This window comes from Bacillus sp. COPE52 (genome assembly GCF_003355115.1).
Lineage (GTDB): Bacteria > Bacillota > Bacilli > Bacillales > Bacillaceae_G > Bacillus_A > Bacillus_A toyonensis.
The window spans coordinates 1,249,420-1,270,482 of record NZ_CP031292.1; the positions used below are offsets into that span (position 1 = coordinate 1,249,420).

Here is a 21,063-nt window from a genome sequence, read left to right on the forward strand (position 1 = left end):
ATGTAAGCGTTTTTTGACATCGTTTTACTTTTTTAATATATAAATTTTAGCCGAAAAAACCTTAATTTTAATAGAGTATTTATTATATTTACATAAAAACACGTTGTTTTGTCAATATAATATTGAAAGAAGGGAAAAATATTTTTTCGAAAAAAGTATTGACTTGTGAAAAAAGTTAAGTCTATAATGAGTGCAACTTAAAAAAATGCAAGCGTTGATGAAGAAGAGTACACATGATGAACATGTCAGAGAGCTGATGGTTGGTGCGAATCAGTATGGGATTGATGTGGAATGGGCTTCGGAGCTTCCAAACCGAAACGAAAGAAGTAGGCTTTGGCGACAGGATCTCATCGATACAAGAGACACGTATTGTTTTTGATACGGTAAAGTGCGTTACATTCGTAACGAATTAAGGTGGCACCACGGGAGTACCCGTCCTTTCTATAGGATGAGTACTCCCTTTTTGTGTACAAAAAATTAAATATGTTAAATCGTTTAAGTAAGAAGAGTACGTATATTGGAGACGTTTTAGAGAGTCGGGGACAGGTGGGAGCCCGGTACGGTGCCATATACGGAATGGGCTTACGAGAGGTATGCTGAACAATTTTATTCAGTAGGCAACCCGGGTTCCGCCGTTACAAGGATAAGGTATATATTTTGTACCTGAATAAAGCGGGATGCTTTTGCGTCCAACATGAGGTGGTACCACGGTAAATTTATCGTCCTCTACATATTTCGATATGTAGGGGACTTTTTTATTTTTCAGAGTGAGGTGAAAGGCATGATGACAAAAGAGGAATTTATGAAGCAAAAAGAACAAGGAAAAACATTTTTAGTAATCGCTGAAGAAGAAGGAGATAGCATTACGCCAATTTCTTTATATAGACGTATGACAGGGAAGAAGAAGTTTTTATTAGAGAGCTCACAGCTTCATCAAGATAAAGGGCGCTATTCTTACTTAGGTTGTAATCCGTATGGAGAAGTGAAAAGCATTGGTATGGAAGTCGAACGAACGACATATGGGCAAACAGAAAGGTTGCAAGGTAACGTACTGCAAGTGTTAGAAGGGGTAATTGCATCATCGCAAGTAGAGAGCCTATTCCCATTTTGCGGAGGAGCAGTTGGTTATATAGGGTATGACGTCATTCGGCAGTATGAAAACATTGGAGCAGATTTACACGATCCATTAAATATTCCAGAAGTACACCTTTTACTATATCGTGAGTTTATCGTTTACGATCATTTACGCCAAAAGTTGTCGTTTGTATATGTATGCGGGCAAGATGATTCAGCAGATTATGAAGAAGTATACGAAAGGTTGCAAGTATACAAAGAAGAAGTGCTAAAAGGAGAAGAAGCGGAAGTAAAGGAAATACAATCAACATTATCATTCACTTCTTCTATAACGGAAAAAGAGTTTTGCATGATGGTAGAAACAGCGAAAGAGCATATACGAGCAGGGGACATATTCCAAGTCGTACTATCTCAGCGTTTGCAAAGCGAGTGTAAAGGTGATCCTTTCGCTTTATACCGCAAGCTTCGCATTGCGAATCCATCACCATATATGTTTTATATCGATTTTCAAGATTATGTTGTACTCGGTTCTTCACCAGAAAGCTTGTTATCAGTTAGAGACGATAAAGTGATGACAAATCCAATTGCGGGTACGAGACCGAGAGGGAAAACAAAGCAGGAAGATGCGGAAATTGAAAAAGAACTGTTAGAAAACGAGAAAGAACGAGCAGAGCATATGATGCTTGTGGATCTTGGACGAAACGATATTGGCAGAGTGAGTGAAATTGGATCTGTGACGATAGATAAATATATGAAAGTAGAAAAATATTCTCACGTCATGCACATTGTATCTGAAGTTTACGGAACATTGCGAAAACGAATGAGCGGATTTGACGCATTAGCGTATTGTTTACCAGCGGGGACGGTTTCGGGAGCTCCGAAAATTAGAGCGATGGAAATTATCAATACGTTAGAGCATGAAAAAAGAAATGTATATGCCGGAGCTGTTGGATATATTTCATTCTCAGGAAATCTTGATATGGCGCTCGCCATTCGAACGATGGTTGTAAAAGATGAAAAAGCATATGTTCAGGCAGGAGCAGGTATCGTCTACGATTCAGATCCGGTAGCTGAATATGAAGAAACGTTAAATAAAGCGAGGGCGCTTTTGGAGGTAATGAAATGATTGTACTCATCGATAATTACGATTCGTTCACATATAACTTGTACCAACTATTAGGCGAATACGAAGAAGAAATTGTAGTCGTAAGAAATGATCAAATAACGATAGAACAGTTAGAAGAGATGAATCCAAAAGGAATTGTGCTTTCACCAGGACCAGGAAAACCAGAAGATGCTGGTATTTGTATCGAAGTTATTCGTCATTTCTATAAGAACGTTCCCATATTAGGGATTTGTCTCGGCCATCAGGCAATTATATCGGCATTTGGAGGAGAAATTGTAAGAGCGGAGCACATTAAACACGGAAAAACATCGCGTGTGAAACATAACGGAACGGCAATCTTTTCGTACGTGACGCAGCCACTAACAGCGATGCGCTACCATTCACTTGTTGCAGAGCAAACGAGTTTACCACAATGTTTTGATGTGTTAGCAACTGCTATGGATGATGGAGAAATAATGGCGGTTCGTCATAATTATTATCCGCTTTTCGGGTTACAGTTTCATCCAGAATCAATCGCAACAGAAGAAGGCGGAAAGTTAATACGTGCTTTTTTAGGAGAAGTAAAAGAGGAGGAGAGAGTATGAATACCTATCTTCGTAAATTAGTGGAGGGACAACATTTAACAGAAGAAGAAATGTATGAAGCGGGACTTCTTTTATTAAGTGACAACATATTGGAAAGTGAAGTAGCAGCTTTCTTAGTATTACTGAAAGCGAAAGGTGAAACAGCAGAAGAAATATATGGCCTCGTTCGTGCTCTTCGTGAAAAAGCATTGCCGTTTTCAAACCATATAGAAGGCGCGATGGACAATTGCGGAACAGGTGGTGACGGTGCCCAAACGTTCAATGTAAGTACAACATCGGCATTCGTACTAGCAGGAGCAGGTGTAAAGGTGGCAAAGCATGGTAATCGTGCTGTTTCTAGTAAAACAGGAAGTGCGGATTTATTAGAAGAACTCGGTGTAAATATTAGCAGTACGCCAAGCGAAATTGATTATTTACTAGAGCATGTCGGTATCGCTTTCTTATTCGCACCAGCGATGCACCCAGCATTAAGGCGCATTATGAAAATAAGAAAAGAATTAAATGTGCCGACAATCTTTAACTTAATTGGCCCTTTAACGAATCCTGTTAACTTAGAAACACAATTTGTCGGTATTTATAAACGAGATATGTTATTACCAGTTGCGCAAGTATTACAGAAGTTAGGGCGGACACAAGCGCTTGTCGTAAATGGAAGTGGTTTTTTAGATGAAGCATCATTACAGGGAGAAAATCACGTAGCCCTTTTAAAAGATAATGAAATAGTAGAAATGAGTATCGATCCGGAAAAGTATGGTTTCTCAAAAGTGAAAAACGAAGAAATTAGAGGCGGGAATTCAAAAGAAAATGCAAAGATTACGCTCGGCGTATTAAATGGAGAAAAGAGTGTTTACCGCGATACCGTTTTATTAAATGCGGGGCTTGCACTTTTCGCAAACGGAAAAGCGGAAACGATTGAAGAGGGAATTAAACTAGTGACACATAGCATTGACTCTGGAAAAGCATTAGCCAAACTAAACTTATTAATTACAGCAAGCAACGAAAAATTAGAAAGGGTGAATTAAGGTGGGGACGATTTTAGACAAAATTGTAGAGCAGAAGAAAAAAGAAGTTGCGGAGCTATATGAAACATATATACCAGGCAATGCAAAAAGAAAAACATACTCACTCGTAAAAGCTTTAGAGCAATTTACTGTCATTGCAGAAGTAAAGCGAGCATCACCATCAAAAGGAGATATTAATGTACACGTTGATGTACGAAAACAAGTGAAAACTTATGAAGAATGCGGTGCAGGAGCAGTTTCGGTTTTAACAGACAGTCAATTTTTTAAAGGATCGTTTCCCGATTTACAAACTGCAAGAGCAGAAAGTAACATTCCGCTTTTATGCAAAGATTTTATAATCGATAAAATCCAAATTGATAGGGCGTATGAAGCTGGTGCAGATCTTATTTTATTAATCGTAGCGGTGTTAACGAAAGAAAAGTTAAAAGAGCTTTATAGCTACGTGCTAGAAAAAGGATTAGAAGCGATCGTTGAAGTTCATGATGAACAGGAATTAGAAATTGCAATCCAATTAAATCCGCACGTTATCGGTATTAACAACCGTAATTTAAAAACATTCGAAGTCGATTTAAGCCAAACAGAAAAACTTGGAAAACGATTAAACGAGGAGAAATTACTTTGGATTAGTGAAAGCGGGATTCATTCAAAAGAAGATATTATTCGTGTCAAACGAGCTGGAGCGAAAGGTGTATTAGTTGGAGAAGCACTCATGACATCATCTTCTATTCGTACCTTTTTTGAAGATTGTAAGGTGAACATATGAAAGTGAAAATTTGCGGCATCACTGATGTTGAAACGGCAAAACGTGCTTGTGAATACGGAGCTGATGCACTCGGATTTGTTTTTGCAGAAAGTAAGCGGAAAATCACTCCAAGGCTAGCGAAAGAAATCATTCAGGAGATTCCAGCAACCGTATTAAAAGTCGGTGTTTTCGTAAATGAATCAGTAGAAGAGATCCAGAAAATTGCAGATGAATGCGGGTTAACGCATGTGCAACTACATGGGGATGAAGATAATCATCAAATTAGAAGATTGAATATTCCGTCTACAAAAGCGCTAGGAGTAACTTCAGAGGCTGATATGAAAAACGCTCAAACATATGAAACGGATTATATATTGTTTGATAGCCCGAAAGAAAAGTTTCACGGAGGAAATGGAAAGAAATTTTCATGGGCACTACTTGAGCATATGCCAAAAGAGTTGCGAGAGAAAACGATATTAGCTGGTGGATTAAACGCTCTTAATATAGAAGAAGCGATTCGAACTATTCAGCCGTATATGGTCGATGTAAGTAGCGGAGTGGAGACAGAAGGAAAGAAAGATTTAAAGAAAATAAAACAATTTATTAAAAAAGCGAAGGAGTGTTCCAAATGAACTACGCATATCCAGATGAAAAAGGCCACTACGGTATATACGGAGGACGATACGTTCCAGAAACGTTAATGCAATCTGTATTAGAACTAGAAGAAGCATATAAAGAAGCGATGCAAGATGAAGCGTTTCAAAAGGAATTAAATCATTATTTAACAACGTACGTCGGAAGAGAAACACCGCTTTATTTCGCTGAAAATATGACGAAGTATTGCGGCGGTGCAAAGATTTATTTAAAACGTGAAGATTTGAATCATACAGGAGCTCATAAAATTAACAATACAATCGGTCAGGCACTTCTTGCAGTACGAATGGGCAAGAAAAAAGTTGTCGCTGAAACAGGGGCTGGACAACACGGAGTGGCAACCGCTACTGTATGTGCCCTACTTGGATTAGAATGCGTCATCTTTATGGGGGAAGAAGATGTGAGACGTCAAAAATTAAATGTGTTTCGAATGGAGTTACTCGGAGCGAAAGTAGAAAGTGTAGCGGCAGGTAGCGGAACATTAAAAGATGCGGTAAACGAGGCGCTTCGTTACTGGGTTTCACATGTGCATGATACGCACTACATTATGGGATCTGTTCTCGGGCCACATCCATTCCCACAAATTGTCCGTGATTTCCAAAGTGTAATTGGGAAAGAAACGAAAAAACAATATGAGGCGTTAGAAGGAAAGTTACCAGAAGCAGTCGTTGCTTGTATTGGCGGTGGTAGTAATGCGATGGGCATGTTTTATCCGTTCGTACACGATGAAGAAATCGCTCTTTACGGCGTAGAAGCAGCAGGGAAAGGCGTTCATACAGAACAGCACGCAGCGACTTTAACGAAAGGAAGCGTTGGTGTTTTACACGGATCGATGATGTACCTTCTGCAAAATGAAGAAGGACAAATTCAAGAAGCACACTCTATTTCAGCAGGACTCGATTACCCAGGTGTTGGGCCAGAACATAGTTTACTAAAAGATATTGGACGCGTTTCGTACCATTCCATTACAGACGATGAAGCGTTAGAAGCATTTCAATTATTAACGAAAAAAGAAGGGATTATCCCAGCGTTAGAAAGTTCACATGCTGTCGCGTACGCTTTAAAACTAGCTCCGAAAATGAAGCAAGACGAAGGACTTGTCATTTGTTTATCTGGCCGCGGTGATAAGGATGTAGAGAGTATAAAACGTTATATGGAAGAGGTGTAAAAAATGGGAGTAGAAAAAATTAAAGCAGTATTTGAAAATGGTAAAAAAGCATTTATTCCGTACGTAATGGGCGGAGATGGTGGACTTGAAAAGTTAAAAGAAAGAATTCGTTTTCTAGACGAAGCAGGAGCAAGCATCGTTGAAATTGGTATTCCATTTTCAGATCCAGTCGCAGATGGTCCAACGATTCAAAGAGCAGGGAAACGAGCGCTAGATAGCGGCGTAACAGTAAAAGGCATTTTTCAAGCGTTAGCAGAAGTAAGGAAAGAAGTGCAAATTCCATTTGTACTCATGACATATGTAAATCCAGTACTCGCATTCGGAAAAGAACAATTCATTGAGAGATGCTTAGAGGCAGGTGTGGACGGTATTATCGTTCCAGACTTACCGTATGAAGAACAAAATATTATTGCCCCGTTACTTCGAGAGGCAAACATTGCGCTAATTCCACTCGTTACAGTAACGAGCCCAATTGAGCGAATCGAAAAAATTACGAGTGAATCAGAAGGATTCGTTTACGCAGTTACAGTAGCAGGTGTAACGGGAGTGCGTCAAAACTTTAAAGAGGAAATTCATAGTTACTTAGAAAAAGTAAAATCACATACGCATTTACCGGTAGTGGCAGGGTTCGGTATTTCAACAAAGGAACATGTAGAAGAAATGATTACAATATGTGACGGAGTTGTCGTTGGAAGTAAAGTTATTGAGCTGTTAGAAAATGAAAAACGAGAAGAAGTATGTGAATTAATACAGGCAACAAAACAAAAAGAAGAGGCGTAAGTCTCTTCTTTTTGTTTTGCGTAATAAATGTTAAAATATACAGAAAATACATATAATTTAGAGGGTGAGAAAGCATGCTAAGACGTAAACTACTATATCTGCTTTTAACTGTACCACTGTACGCTTGGCTTATTAGCATGACGAAAATAGAGTTGATGGCTCAATTTGTAGGGTATGTATTCATCTTTTCCAACTTAAATCGGATTCAAGAGCAATCTATTTTAGAAGTATGTATATTTTCAATTAGTATAGAACTATTTAGTATCGTTTCGATTGTATTATTAAATGAATTATTTCAATGGATTTATTCATTTTCATTAATGAAACTTGGGAATATTGTACTGCAAGCGATATGTGCTTACATTGTGTTTGTTGTGTTAGGAAAAATAATCGGACAGCAGACGGTTTTTGAGGATAATAGAAAATGGGAGTGAATCAAAAAGGAGCCAAACGGCTTCTTTTTGATTCTGTTGTAAAAACAATTGAAAAATATTACATCTGTTATATAATAGTTAGAAATTGTATTTTTAACGAAATGAGATGATAACATGGCCATATTGTTGGCACTTATCCCAATTATGATGATTTTTATTTGTTTATTTTTATTTAAACAAACGTCATTAAGGTCCTCATTAATTTCTTATGCGGTGTCTGTTGGAATCGTTTTACTCTCGCCAACGTTTCAATTAAGGATAAGTGAAACTGTGCATGCAACGATTAAAGGTTGGTTAATTTGTTTTATTGTCGGGTATGTTTTATTTTTCGGTATTTTTTTATTTCACCTCATGAACAAAATGGGGTACATCGATCAAGTAGCGCGTTTTTTAGAAGAAGTGACGCAAGATCGTTTATTACAAATGCTTCTTATGTGCTTTGGTATTTGCCCACTAATTGAATCGGTAAGTGGATTCGGAATTGGCTTCATGGTTGCAGCACCTATCTTTCTTTCATTAGGCTATAAACCGTTTCAAGCTGTACTACTTTCATTTATTGGTTTACTAGCTAGTTCATGGGGCGCAATGGCAACTGGTACGATTATCGGTTCGCAGCTTATAAATATGCCGCTCACAACTCTTGGTACAAATACAGCATTATTAAGCATCCCGATTTTCGCATACTTTATCATCCTTTCTTTATACGTTGTCGGTGGCTTTCAGGCAGTTATAGAAAAGTGGAAGGAAGGGATAGGATTCTTTCTATTATTTTCTCTCGGAATCTATCTTTCTAACGCATACGTAAGTGTTGAACTAGCAGGTATATTAAGTTCTATCGTTACAATTACATTTGGCTTTCTTATCATTAAACTAAAAGGGAAAAATGAGCAAACCTTTATAACAGAACATGCTGCGGCAACGGAGAGAGAAGTATCCATTATAAAAATTATTAGCCCTTATATCTTCTTAACAGTTTGTATTTTACTTTCTCGCCTCGTTCCACCATTACATGATTTGTTCAGATCTTATGCAGTCCTTGATTTAAAATCATATTCTTACAAATTAGAAATGTTATATTCACCAGGTTTTTGGCTCGGTATGACTTGTTTATTTACAATTATTTTTTTCCGTATTCCATCAAATATTATGAAACAATCACTCTCACAAACGATAAAACAATGGATTCCTTTCGCTATTACAACGACAATGTTTATCGCCATTTCAGAGTTAATGGGTGCATCTGGCATGCATTCATTACTCGCAAAAACAGCTGGTGAAACATTTGGTACCTTTTTCGTTTTCGTTGCTCCGTTCATCGGTGGTATCGGTGGTTTTTTAACAGGTAGTAACGCAGGATCAAATGCGATGTTTATAAAACTACAAATGCAAACAGCACAAAACGTAGCACTCCCGTGGCAATACGTCACAACACTTCAAAACACCGCATCGTCAGTGGCGACAATCGCTTGTCCATCACGCATTACACTAGGTGCTTATTTATGTAATATCCCGTATCGTGAAAATGAACTATTAAAGAAGACGACGTTAATGATCTTTGGTGCGGTGTTACTTGTAGTGGTGGAGGTTATTTTTTGGTATATGTTGAGAAAATAAGAAAATCCTCCTGAAAAAGGAGGATTTTCTTTTTATATGGATAATGCCTTAAGTATGAAAAGCTCCTACTAAATGAATAGGAGATGAAATGTATGCCCCTAAAAAACTACGGTGTGTTAAAAGGTACAGTTATACAATCAAAGATTGGAAAAGGGAAAACACCTCATTATCAAGTTCATTTACAAGGCGAAGCAGGAGTAGATTATCGTATTGCAATTAACGTGAAATCGCAAAGTTATCCGTCGGAAGTTTTATATTTTGCGAGTAACAATATTAGGTCAGAGGCGATTCATGTTTTACCGACATTACCATTCGGTTTTACAGAAATAAAAAACAATGAACCGAAAGTAGCTTTAGATTATGTAAGAGGAAATCTATTTGACTCAAATCAAATGATCCCTTTACCACCTGAAAAAGCAGGAGCTGATAATGATTTAAATGAAAAAATTGAGCGGTATATAAAGCGAGCGATAGAAGAAAGTGCGATTATTTACGCGTTCGGTGAAAGATGGGGGCCAGAAGAAAATACACCCGATTCTTACTTTCATTTTGAACCAGGAAACGGTATACATGATATTCATATGAATCAAGGAAATGTAGAAAAATGGCAAGGTGATGATGGTATATGGCAAGACGGAGGAATACTCATTCATTTTGAAAAGGAAGAAGAATGGATCGGTATCTTTCTTGCATTCCAGTCGCAGTCATGGTGTACGGATGAAGAAGGGCATGCTCGTGTTCCGGTTGAGAATTGTAATTATAAGAAAAATAATTGATGAAAAGAGCTCGTTCGACATGAACGAGCTCTTTTCGTTTCGAAAAAGAAGTAAATGGAAAAATCACACGTTACTTCTACGATGGTGACAGTATTAATCCGTTATACGAGACAGATGGTAGTGGAAACGTACTTCGTCAATATGTATACTCAATGGCCGGCGTTCGTCTAGCAATGAAAGCACAAGGACAAACGTTATTCTATCACTACAACCCAAGTGGTGACGTAGTAGCGATGACAGACCCAAATGGACAAGTTGTCGTAAACTATGAATATGATGCATGGTGGAACGTATTAAAGAGTGACGCAAAAGGTATCGCAGCAGAGAATCCATTTGGATACGTGGGATACATGTATGATAAAGAAATTGTTATGTATGGTGATCGCTATTGAAGGCATAGAAACTGTTCATGAATTATTAATAGTGGTATTTTTCATAATGATTGAAAATGATAACTTATAAAAGGTTTTTGATAGGATCAGAATTCATGGTCACTACTTTTTACTCTTTATAAGTCCTTTCTAATCCTTTGTCACATGTATGATTTATTAAGTGATTTTTACACATTGTGTAGTATTTGCATATGGTTACTTTTAATATAAGGGATATAGGGGGAGTCTGTAAATGATTTACGAGGAATTGTAGGAATATTTTCGTAATTACAAATGAAAGTGTTTCTACATGTAAAATCTATCTTGTTTTTTTTATTCTTATCCTTTAATTTATGTAAGGGGATTGAACGGATGTTCTGTTTTTAATGGATAATAAAAAAGAATGGTAAGATAGTTTTGGAGTTTACTATATTATTCTAGACTTGTCTGTTTTCCACCCTGAAAGTCACAATTTTATGGATGCAGGAGGCTACATATATATGGGTACGAGGCAGAAAATTTTGATGCAAGCGATGATGCTTGTAGTCATGGTTATGATGAGTGTGGTGTTTAGTAAAGAAGTTGGTGCAGAATCAGAAAACAAGAGTGATTGGATCGATAGTGTTCATGTAACGCCAAGTGAGGTTTCTTTTGGTAATGAAATGAAAGTGAAAGTTACCGTCAAGGTTAATAATCCAAATGGCATAGGTTCTGATATAAGCATCAAGTATATCCTTCCTTATTTAGATGAAGAGGAAGAAGAAGTTTATGAGTATGTAAATTTAAAATATAATTCGGAAACAGATTTGTATGAAGGTGTATTAAATACTTATTTTGATTTTGAGCAGGTTGGAACTTGGGAGATTGATATGATCCATTCAGGAGTTTTGGGCTTAATAGCATATAACTCTAACGTTCATGAGCCACGAGATAGCTCAGAGAGAGAAAGCATGGAAGAACTGAGCAGTGGTAACATTACGTTATTGGAGCCAGTAGTTGGTTGGAATTATTTCAAGGAATATGGAGAAACACAAGGACACTGGTATTATTTTGATGAGAAAAAATTGGAATTTGTGACAGGTTGGTTTAAGGAAAATGGAAAACAATACTACTTGAATGACAACGGAATGATGGTAACAGGTTGGGTACTAGTAGATGGCAAGTGGTATTACTTGAAAGAAAACGGATCTATGGTGACCGGTTGGACGTTAGTAAATGGTGAGTGGTATTACTTAAGTGCAGATGGAGCGATGAAAACAGGTTGGACGCTAGTAGATGGGAAGTGGTATTACCTGAAAGAAAGTGGCTCCATGATGAAAGGATGGGCGTTAGTAAACGGTCATTGGTATTACTTAAATGCAGAAGGCTCCATGGCGACAGATTGGATATTAGTAAATAATACATGGTACTATCTAAACGCTAGTGGTTCTATGGTGACCGGTTGGTTACAAAAAGATCGAAATTGGTATTACTTACACTCTAATGGTGCAATGGCAGTAGGAAAACATTTCATTGATGGTAAATGGTATGGTTTTAAAGAAAACGGTGAAATGATGTCTGACTGGAAGAATGGAAAAACAGGATGGAGAATAGAAAACGGTAAACTGTATTATTTAAACCAGAACGGTGTAAAAGTAATTGGGTGGCTACAAGATAGTGGAAAATGGTACTACTTTAATACAAAAGGTGAAGCGGTAATAGGTTCGATGTTCAATAATGGTAAGGGCTATTATTTGCAAAATGATGCTTCGATGGCAATAGGGTGGATTTCTCTTGAGGGTGAAAAGTATTATTTTGATGAAAATGGAGTAAGGGCAGCAGGTTGGAAAGAGATAGATGGTAAGTGGTATTCTTTCTTCCCACCTACTGGAAAAATGAGCAAAAATACGTGGGTTGATAGCAAATACTGGGTAGATGCAAACGGTGTATGGACAAAGACAAGATAACTGAATAGTAGATAAAAAATACAAACCTCATTAAAAAGGTTTGTATTTTTTATGAGAACTAACAGGAATGGGAAAAATATATAATAAAGTAAAGAAGGGATTTTGTATGGGGCATGATCTGGGTGAAGAGGATGCCTCTGTAAAGCAGAATGGGTATACGTATGGTGATAATAATCCAGTGATGCTGACAAATCCAGATGGACAGGCACCTTGGCTTATTCCTGTAGCGATAAGTGGCTATAGTGCTTATAAAGGATACAAAGGCAAATCACGTGTTAATTGATTAAGGAAGTCTTATAAGCAAATACGTCATACATTAAATAAAAAACGTTAGAAAAGGATGAAAAGCTACATGAATAGTATTAATATACAGTCTATATTAGATGATTTATGGGGCGCTACCATTTTAGAGACACATATAGATTTGTTAAATGATAGTATTAAATTTACATTGCAGGTAATTGATAATGGAGTGATAAAAGATTATAAATTAGTATTGATAGAAGTGTCATCGTTTTATTATGTTAAAGATGATGAAAAGCGTAGATTTGCATTTTATGATAGAGAAAAAGTAGATTATTTAGAATTAACAACGATTTATTATGAAGATCCAAATCTGAGTGAAGTTAAATTGAGTTTACAAAATGAGAAAGAATGGAGTAGCAAATATTCCACAGGAGTAAATATTATAATAGAGATTTGGGATTCTATTTTGTTAGTTGAAGCAAAACAATTTTCTCTTAATGGTAAAGTGATTAATCTTAAAATGTAGTTGTTTTTTAGTATAGTTATTTCGTTTGGAGCTGGGTATCGTTTAGGGGCAAAAAATTACAAGCTTGCCAAGACACCTTCGTCCAATAAAAAGCACTTAAAACAGGGAATGCAAAAAGCGGGAACAAAACTAGAATTAAAAACAATGTGATTTAACATTTTCTTTGAGCAATTAGAGTGTAGTATATAAATTTATAATGGAGAGTAAGCATCAAATGTATTAATATAAGAGGGTTTTGCAGCACCCTCTTATTAAAAAAGAAGAAGATGTACAATAAAAACTAACGAGCTGACTTCACAAATCAACTTTTTCCAATCCTTCTATGAACATGTTCCTTTATAAATTCCCCCTAAAAACTCAATATTAATAATTTGAATATTATACTATTAAATATCTACAATGTTATAGTTGTTTTTTTCCTCTTCCTTGTTACAATAGTAGTTAGATAACTATTAAACTAAAAAATTAATAAAAGGAGTACTAGGAAGAAATGTTTAAAAAAGCTGCAGCAATTGTCTTAACATCTAGTATAATTTCTATTCCTATAACAGGTTTAGCTGAAACTGTAACAACTTCTAATACAGCAACTGTAAATGTAAATGCTGTAAAACAATCTGGATGGGTCCAACAAAATGGGAAATGGTATTACTTCAATCCAGATGGCACTATAAAAAAAGGCTGGCTTCTTGATAATAATAAATGGTATTACTTAAATTCAAGCGGCATTATGCAAACTGGCTGGCTGTTTGATCAAGGGGTTTGGTATTATTTAAACGCTAGTGGAGCAATGCAAACTGGCTGGCTATTAGATCAAGGAGTTTGGTATTATTTAAACGCTAGCGGAGCAATGCAAACGGGTTGGCTATTAAATCAAGGAGTTTGGTATTATTTAAATTCTAATGGTTCTATGAAAACTGGCTGGCTTCTTGATAATAATAAGTGGTATTACTTAAATTCAAGTGGCGGAATGAAAATTGGTTGGCTACAAGATGGAAACAACCGTTATTACCTCCAAAATGATGGATCAATGAAAATCGGATGGCTGCAAGTGAATAATACGTGGTATTATTTAAACGCTAGTGGAGCAATGCAAACGGGTTGGCTTTCAAATGGCGGCGCTTGGTACTATTTGAATTCTAACGGTACGATGAAAACTGGTTGGTCATTTATAGATGGAAGTTGGTACTATTTACAAAATAATGGTGCAATGAAGACGGACTGGCTACAAGATGGCGATACATGGTATTATTTGCAATCCAACGGTATGATGCAAACTGGAACTGCTTCAATCAATGGAACGACGTACCATTTCGACAAGAGCGGTGCTTGGATTCCTGAAAATAACATCACTGCTACCACATATTTAGATCTTGATTTAACGTACGCTTCAAATGTGACTGGTGCAGAAATTGATGCTAATATTAAAAAATATCATCCAGACAGCCCATTAATTGGACATGGGAATGATTTTGTTGAAGCTCAAGCTAAACATGGTGTCAATGCTCTTTATTTAGCTGCACACGCTATTTTAGAATCGGGATATGGTAAATCTGAAATTGCATATCGTAAACATAACCTATTTGGGTTACGTGCTTACGATGCTGATCCATTTAAGTATGCGAAATATTTACCAACTTTCGGTGATAGTATTTCTTATAACGCAAACTACGTAAGAGAAAAGTACTTAGAAACAAACGGATCATACTTTAACGGACCAACATTAAAAGGCATGAATGTCATGTATTCAACAGATCAAGAGTGGTCTACTAAAATCGTAAAAATAATGGAACGTATTAAACCTTTCCAGAAAAAAGATTATGTATATGCGCAAAAGTTACCTAAAAATCCAAGCTCTTTAAATGTCGACGCTCTATCAAGTGATATTCCATATAAAACATACTCACAAGGAACGACAAAAACTGTTAAACTGGCTACTTCCTATTACGTTGTACCATATCCATTTGATGGTACAATTAAAAGTCAGTCAGTTACGAAAAATGATCAAGGTACATTAGCAACGGGTACACCTGTATTTATTTATCGTGAAGATCCAAACGGATGGATTGAATTCTCACTCACAATGAATGGAAATAAATATTGGGTATTAAAAGCTGGATTAAATATGTAAATAAAACACCCCTTTTAGAAAAAGCTAAAAGGGGTATTTTATATGTTTTAAATTATTAATAGGTTTGATGAGGTTAAAGTTGCTGTGCGCAAATATATGCACTTGTATAACTATCAAAGATTTCAAAAAAATTAAGCAGCCTGAGTCCATATAAATATAGAACTCAGGTTGCTTAGTTGCGCTTTTTTAATACGGGGGCATTTCACAATGAACGCCCTCCTCTTATTTTATAAAACCCAAAACTAACAAGTGTAGAAATACAAGAGAACAGCAGTGCCACACTAGAAAATGCAATGAGATACATATTATATTTCATTACTTTCCCAATGAGTTGGTTACTGTCGTACTGAAAAAGTTCTGCTATTATATTAAATAAAAACAATACGATAAACATGACGATGACACCGTCAATGGATCCTTTAATGTCTGGTTTACTTAAAGCGATATGTGCAGAAATACAAATAGCGATAAATAAAAATAACCAAAAGGAAGGGTTCAATAAATTGTTTATTGTAAATAAGCTTTTCAATAATACGAACGTCGACAAGAGCATGTTTTGAACCATTTCTAAAGTAATAGAAGTAGATGCAATCGTCTTTTCGAGAGTTGTATTAAATAAAAAATATGAATCTGGCACGAAATAGCGCATGAAAAGGATTAATGCAGTAATACCAGAAATAATAGGGCCAATTCCAATGAAGAAATTCCCAATTCGTTGATATACACTTTTTTGATTGTATTGATGTTGTACGTAACCTAACGCACCTTGGCTCGTATCTGTTGGGAAGAACTGCGTTGCTACAATTTTATGACGAAATAGTACGCACATAATGGCATGTCCAAGTTCATGAATAGGAACACCAATCCACGCAGTCAAAAGAAATCCTTTTCTTCCGAAAGCCCTCGACCAATACATTCGTGTGAGAGATTCTAAATAACCTAATAGAAATCCGATTACAATGATGACTCCAATTAAAGAAAATAACTGGATCACGCTTGTAAGGAGTATTTGAAAAATTGAGTTTACAAATTCCATTGCCTTTCATCCAATCTGTTTAAAGTTTCACTTTAGTTGCTCTGTTTCATAATAGCATTATTTTTCTAGATTACTAGTCTATATATTTTCTTTCAAAAGCAGGATTTCATAATCTGTTTCTTGTAGTCATGTTTTATGTCCAAAGTCATATATTGAACTTGTAACATCCTATAAGATATATGCTTAAGGAGGGATGAGAGCGTGAAATGTCCAGCATGTCATACAGAAAATGCAGTAGAAGCAAAGTTTTGCGGGAATTGTGGACATTCGTTAACCGAAGAAGTAGTAGCAAGTGGTGTCCAAGAAGAAAATCAGCAATCATCGCATGCAGAGCAAGCGAAGGAAACTCGTCCAAATGAAACGGTAGAGCAAGCAAAGCGGTTTACGAGTGGCTATTTTCGGTTTTTTAAACAGGCATTTCAAGCACCGACAGCGATTATGCAAAGTGGCAATGTCGAAGTGCGAAATGGAATTGTCAGTCTTGTTCTTATTTGTTTTTTAGGAGCATGTATTTTTTATAGAATGATGAGTGCTGGTGCAGCTGTTACGAGAACGCTAGTGCCAGAAGTATATACTCCTACATTTTTTGGAGAATCTGTAACGGTATTTTTCTTTTTATTAATTTTAACTTTGTTTGTTGGATTCATTATTTTTATAAGTGGTAAGATGATGAAATCCTCTTTTTCGTTTCTTGAAGTATTCGGCATATGGGGAACGATAGCAACGCCGGTTATTGCTATATTAGTTCTTACTTTTCTTTTTAGTTTCTTATTAATCTTTTTCTCACCGATATTATTATCTTTAGCTACAACTTATATAGGGATTAGTATAATTGTAGCCATATTAAAATTAGATAACGGCGGATTAGATCTTGTTTATACACTTCTTATTGCAAATGTTTTCATTGGAATCGCAACATTTATGGTACTTTGGTCTTACATTAGCACTGTAATTCAAGCCTTTACACAGGGATTAACTGGCTTCTAATGCAAAGGTGGTTGAACGGATGAATGTATGTACAAAGTGTGGAACGCAGTTTGTAGATGGTGTGCAATTTTGTCAAAACTGCGGTACAAAGAGAGAAATTCCAGTAGTGAAGAAGAAAATGGGGAGCGGTACAAAAATTGGCATTACACTTTTAGCACTACTTGTTATAGCGATTGTTGGATTGTATTTGTATGGATCATCGTATTATGCGCAGGTGGCACAAGTAGACCGGATGATTACGATTTTACAAGAGAGAGACGGAGAAAAATTAGCTGAGATTGTTACGACAGATGACCCATCGGTTATTGTAACGAGAGAGAGTTTCAAGCCTCTATTTTCATATATAAAAGAAAATCCGTCTTACGTGAATGAATTGAAACAATATTTAAAGCAAGGTGAAAAGCAAGGGGACGGAATTGAAAGAGCGGATTTTTCTTTAACGAAAGACGGGAAACATTACTTTATATTTGATCGGTATAAATTGAAGGCAAGGACGTATTATACGACTTTGCTTTCAAATGAAAAAGGTGCATCTTTAAAAATGAACGGAAAAGAAATCGATAAGACAGAAGACAAAAATTTTCAGAAGCAATATGGACCGTTTCTTCCAGGAGCTCAATTGTTTCAAGTGGAATATAAAAATGACTATGTAAAACTATCACGCGAGGAAAAAGTTGTACTTATGAAACAAAGTCAAAATAATGTAACGATAGATTTAACGTTGCAAGGGCAATATATTACAGTTCAAACGAACGCGCCTGGTGCGACATTATATGTGAATCAAAAGCCAGTTACCGCATTGACCGGAGAAGAAATTACGTGGGGTCCCGTAGCAACTGATGGAAGTGCGACGATTTATTTAGAACGCAATGGAGACAGCGGAAGGGAAACGACAAAAGTAGAAACGGTAACAGCACTTTCGGCTTATAACCTTCCATTCGAAAAGAAAAGCGTAGAAAAAACAGTCGTTTACAATGTTACTCCGCCACCTACAACTGGGTATGTATATAATGGTTTTATCTTCCCTGATAGTGATATTCGAAAATTAACGAATGCAGATTTAACGTATGTAACGAAAGAACAGTTGAAAATTGCTAGAAACGAAATATATGCAAGACATGGAAACATATTTCAAACGAAAGATATGCAAGCGTATTTTTCAAAACAGTCTTGGTACAGAGAAAATCCGTATTTTACAGGGAATTTAACGGATATTGAAGCTTATAATGTTGAATTGATCAAATCAAGAGAATAGAGTGCATAAAAAAGGTACAGTGTATATTACTGTACCTTCTCTATGGTTGTTTAGCTGGACCAGGATCTCTTGAGAAAAAGATGTGAAAGAGGAATGTGACTTTACTTGCTCCTCCTGATGTACTAGCTTGCACATCAGATAATGCACTAGATGTTAAAACACCTTCAGAACGAGGCGGTACGACTATTTTGAGGGCATCATCTGATTCTGATGATGCAGTAACTGTTATTGTATCATCAGATAAGTTCAAAATTTTAACAGTACCGATTGGTAAGATGGACTTGCCAGCGTGTGATGCTGAAGCGAAGCGAGAGCCTTTCCAAATAGTTTGAGCGAAAGTCTCATCATTAGATAACCAAGCGCGAGCACTATAAAGTGTTGCGTTAATAGAAAATTCTTGGTCAAGCGACAAGGCGGCTTTCGGTTCTTGCGGTTCCTCTGGAAGCTGGGCGAGAAGGCCTGCGCACATGTATGTTTCACCTACTTTCAATAGTAACTGTTATAGCATATTAAACATGTTGTTTATAAGACACGACGGTTACCTATTCAGGCATAGGTTTGTGCACTAAATTTGTAGATGAAATATTATTTCTTTACAATGGGAATAGGTGTTATTTCTGTAAAATATGGAAATTGTAAAGAGTAGGTAAAAAAGAAGGAGTGGTAAAGTGAACTATGTCATTATTGGCGGAGATGCAGCTGGGATGAGTGCAGCCATGCAAATTGTAAGAAACGATGAAACTGCAAACGTTGTGACGTTAGAAAAAGGTGAAATCTATTCATACGCTCAGTGCGGATTACCGTATGTTATTAGTGGTGCTATTGCTTCGACGGAAAAATTAATTGCACGTAACGTGAAGACGTTTCGTGATAAGTACGGAATTGATGCGAAAGTGCGACATGAAGTAACGAAAGTAGATACGGAAAAGAAAATTGTGTACGCAAAGCATACGGAGACGAAAGATGTTTTTGAATTTACGTATGACCGTTTATTAATTGCGACGGGAGTGCGTCCTGTTATGCCAGAATGGGAAGGACGAGAGTTACAAGGCATTCATCTTTTAAAAACAATTCCAGATGCTGAGCGTATATTAAAAACGTTAGAAACGAACAAAGTTGAAGACGTAACAATTATTGGCGGTGGTGCGATTGGACTGGAGATGGCAGAAACATTCGTTGAACTCGGTAAAAAAGTGAGGATGATTGAGCGAAATGATCATATCGGTACGATTTATGATGCAGATATGGCGGAATATATACATAAAGAAGCGGATAAACATCATATTGAAATTGTAACGAATGAAAATGTAAAAGCGTTTAGAGGAAAAGAGCGAGTAGAGGAGATTGAAACGGATAAAGGTACGTATAAAGCAGATCTTGTTTTAGTATCTGTCGGAGTAAAGCCAAATACTGATTTTCTTGAAGGAACCAATATACGTACAAATTATAAAGGGGCAATTGAAGTAAATGCATATATGCAAACGAATGTGCAAGACGTATATGCTGCTGGTGATTGCGCGACACATTATCACGTTATAAAAGAAATTCATGATCATATTCCAATTGGAACGACTGCCAATAAACAAGGACGACTTGCTGGACTCAATATGGTTGATAAACGAAGATCATTTAAAGGTACGTTAGGTACAGGCATTATTAAATTTATGGATTTGACACTCGCGAGAACAGGCTTAAATGAAAAAGAAGCGAAAGGGCTCAATATCCCGTATAAAACAGTTAAAGTAGATTCAACAAATATGGCGGGCTATTATCCAAGTGCGAAACCACTTCACTTAAAATTGCTATATCGCTCCGATACGAAGCAATTGTTGGGTGGACAAGTAATTGGGGAAGAAGGTGTAGATAAGCGTATTGATGTGATTGCAATGGCGCTTTTCAATAAAATGAGCATTCACGATTTAGAAGACGTCGACTTAAGTTATGCACCACCATATAACAGCGTTTGGGATCCAATTCAGCAAGCAGCAAGGAGAGCGGAGTAGCACTTTTAAAGTGCTACTTTTTTTGTAAAGGGAAGTAATCTTTTTTATTGAATAATAAAGAGGGGGAAATAGTTACATATAGAAAAGGGGATTTTTAAAAATGGTTGTAGCACTTCAAAGAATTCAAGAATCAGAAAAAGAAATATTACGTAATTTGTACGTATTATACCTTCATGACCTTTCTAAGTTCACTATGAATATAACTATCGGAGCGGATGGTTTTTTTGAATACGAAGATTTGCACATGTTTTGGAAAAATGACGGAATCACTCCGTATTTTATAAAGGTTGATCATAGTATTGTAGGATTTTTATTACTATTAGAACGTCCATTTTTGAAGAAAGAAAACGATTTTTGTATGAATGACATTTTCATATTGAATCAATATAGGGGAAAAGGAATCGGTAAACAAGTTATTGAAAATTTACTAGAAGAGAAACGAGGACAGTATTTCGTTATCGAACTTCTAAAAAATGTACCGGCAGTTTCGTTTTGGAAGAAAGTATATAGAGAGTTAAACATTGAATTTGATGAACGAAAACAAATGATTGATGATGATGAATGCCTCGTTCAAACGTTTAAAATATAATG

Annotated in this window: 20 protein-coding genes, 1 pseudogene and 2 other annotated features; of the genes and pseudogenes, 19 read left to right on the forward strand and 2 right to left on the reverse strand. The window is 36.4% G+C overall.

Annotated elements, in window-relative coordinates; genetic code table 11:
* Window positions 1-205: 205 nt before the first annotated feature.
* Window positions 206-443 (forward strand) — a binding site (T-box leader).
* A gap of 42 nt (window positions 444-485) precedes the next feature.
* Window positions 486-730: a binding site (T-box leader), on the forward strand.
* Between the two features lie 51 nt (window positions 731-781).
* From trpE to DPQ31_RS06330, 15 genes and pseudogenes are all read left to right on the forward strand, one after another.
* Window positions 782-2,200 (forward strand): anthranilate synthase component I, encoded by a 1,419-nt coding sequence (gene trpE / locus DPQ31_RS06260; protein WP_052943577.1) that lies wholly within the window; start codon window positions 782-784, stop codon window positions 2,198-2,200.
* Window positions 2,197-2,784, forward strand: a complete 588-nt coding sequence (locus tag DPQ31_RS06265; protein ID WP_052943576.1) for an aminodeoxychorismate/anthranilate synthase component II — start codon at window positions 2,197-2,199, stop codon at window positions 2,782-2,784. The genes trpE and DPQ31_RS06265 overlap by 4 nt, the downstream gene beginning before the upstream one ends.
* Entirely contained in the window at window positions 2,781-3,806 is a 1,026-nt protein-coding gene (gene trpD / locus DPQ31_RS06270) for an anthranilate phosphoribosyltransferase (RefSeq protein ID WP_208731688.1), read from the forward strand. Before DPQ31_RS06265 ends, trpD begins: the two co-directional genes overlap by 4 nt.
* 1 nt (window position 3,807) lies before the next feature.
* Complete coding sequence (trpC, locus tag DPQ31_RS06275; RefSeq protein ID WP_098911375.1) at window positions 3,808-4,569, forward strand: indole-3-glycerol phosphate synthase TrpC; 762 nt, start codon at window positions 3,808-3,810, stop codon at window positions 4,567-4,569.
* A complete protein-coding gene (locus DPQ31_RS06280; protein ID WP_208731689.1) occupies window positions 4,566-5,180 on the forward strand; it encodes a phosphoribosylanthranilate isomerase in 615 nt (204 codons plus the stop codon). Before trpC ends, DPQ31_RS06280 begins: the two co-directional genes overlap by 4 nt.
* The gene (trpB, locus tag DPQ31_RS06285; protein WP_097957195.1) at window positions 5,177-6,370 is read left to right on the forward strand and encodes a tryptophan synthase subunit beta; all 1,194 of its coding nucleotides are present in this window, start codon (window positions 5,177-5,179) and stop codon (window positions 6,368-6,370) included. Before DPQ31_RS06280 ends, trpB begins: the two co-directional genes overlap by 4 nt.
* A gap of 3 nt (window positions 6,371-6,373) precedes the next feature.
* Window positions 6,374-7,150: a tryptophan synthase subunit alpha gene (gene trpA / locus DPQ31_RS06290; RefSeq protein WP_208731690.1), complete on the forward strand. Its 777-nt coding sequence runs from the start codon at window positions 6,374-6,376 to the stop codon at window positions 7,148-7,150.
* 74 nt (window positions 7,151-7,224) lie between these two features.
* Window positions 7,225-7,584, forward strand: a complete 360-nt coding sequence (locus DPQ31_RS06295; protein WP_208731691.1) for a DUF4029 domain-containing protein — start codon at window positions 7,225-7,227, stop codon at window positions 7,582-7,584.
* Window positions 7,585-7,698: 114 nt separating this feature from the next.
* Window positions 7,699-9,198, forward strand: coding sequence for an L-lactate permease (locus DPQ31_RS06300; protein WP_000996269.1), 1,500 nt, complete (start codon window positions 7,699-7,701; stop codon window positions 9,196-9,198).
* A 92-nt stretch (window positions 9,199-9,290) separates the two neighbouring features.
* Window positions 9,291-9,974 (forward strand): DUF2278 family protein, encoded by a 684-nt coding sequence (locus tag DPQ31_RS06305; protein WP_208731692.1) that lies wholly within the window; start codon window positions 9,291-9,293, stop codon window positions 9,972-9,974.
* A gap of 35 nt (window positions 9,975-10,009) precedes the next feature.
* Window positions 10,010-10,351 (forward strand): annotated as a pseudogene (locus tag DPQ31_RS06310) (RHS repeat-associated core domain-containing protein); the annotation flags it as partial.
* A gap of 494 nt (window positions 10,352-10,845) precedes the next feature.
* Complete coding sequence (locus DPQ31_RS06315; protein WP_208731693.1) at window positions 10,846-12,291, forward strand: cell wall-binding repeat-containing protein; 1,446 nt, start codon at window positions 10,846-10,848, stop codon at window positions 12,289-12,291.
* A 106-nt stretch (window positions 12,292-12,397) separates the two neighbouring features.
* On the forward strand, window positions 12,398-12,574 hold the full coding sequence (locus DPQ31_RS06320) for a Wall associated protein (RefSeq protein ID WP_208731694.1): 177 nt from the start codon (window positions 12,398-12,400) through the stop codon (window positions 12,572-12,574).
* Between the two features lie 69 nt (window positions 12,575-12,643).
* Complete coding sequence (locus DPQ31_RS06325; protein WP_098827253.1) at window positions 12,644-13,063, forward strand: YxiG family protein; 420 nt, start codon at window positions 12,644-12,646, stop codon at window positions 13,061-13,063.
* Between the two features lie 490 nt (window positions 13,064-13,553).
* Window positions 13,554-15,191 (forward strand): glucosaminidase domain-containing protein, encoded by a 1,638-nt coding sequence (locus DPQ31_RS06330; protein ID WP_208731695.1) that lies wholly within the window; start codon window positions 13,554-13,556, stop codon window positions 15,189-15,191.
* A gap of 202 nt (window positions 15,192-15,393) precedes the next feature.
* Here DPQ31_RS06330 and DPQ31_RS06335 read toward each other — a convergent pair whose 3' ends face one another.
* Window positions 15,394-16,227 carry a hypothetical protein gene (locus DPQ31_RS06335; protein WP_000397497.1) on the reverse strand — a complete coding sequence of 278 codons (834 nt, stop codon included), beginning with the start codon at window positions 16,225-16,227 and terminating at the stop codon, window positions 15,394-15,396.
* A 201-nt stretch (window positions 16,228-16,428) separates the two neighbouring features.
* On the opposite strand from DPQ31_RS06335, the gene DPQ31_RS06340 reads away from it, so the two are divergent.
* Together DPQ31_RS06340 and DPQ31_RS06345 are read left to right on the forward strand one after the other, a co-directional pair.
* On the forward strand, window positions 16,429-17,214 hold the full coding sequence (locus DPQ31_RS06340) for a zinc ribbon domain-containing protein (protein WP_208731696.1): 786 nt from the start codon (window positions 16,429-16,431) through the stop codon (window positions 17,212-17,214).
* A 19-nt stretch (window positions 17,215-17,233) separates the two neighbouring features.
* Window positions 17,234-18,469 carry a TcaA 3rd/4th domain-containing protein gene (locus DPQ31_RS06345; RefSeq protein ID WP_208731697.1) on the forward strand — a complete coding sequence of 412 codons (1,236 nt, stop codon included), beginning with the start codon at window positions 17,234-17,236 and terminating at the stop codon, window positions 18,467-18,469.
* A gap of 40 nt (window positions 18,470-18,509) precedes the next feature.
* On the opposite strand, the gene DPQ31_RS06350 is transcribed toward DPQ31_RS06345, so the two are convergent.
* Entirely contained in the window at window positions 18,510-18,938 is a 429-nt protein-coding gene (locus DPQ31_RS06350; protein WP_002158834.1) for a hypothetical protein, read from the reverse strand.
* Window positions 18,939-19,137: 199 nt separating this feature from the next.
* On the opposite strand from DPQ31_RS06350, the gene DPQ31_RS06355 reads away from it, so the two are divergent.
* A complete protein-coding gene (locus DPQ31_RS06355) occupies window positions 19,138-20,472 on the forward strand; it encodes an FAD-dependent oxidoreductase (protein WP_199631472.1) in 1,335 nt (444 codons plus the stop codon).
* 100 nt (window positions 20,473-20,572) lie between these two features.
* Entirely contained in the window at window positions 20,573-21,061 is a 489-nt protein-coding gene (locus DPQ31_RS06360) for a GNAT family N-acetyltransferase (protein WP_208731698.1), read from the forward strand.
* Window positions 21,062-21,063 lie beyond the last annotated feature (2 nt).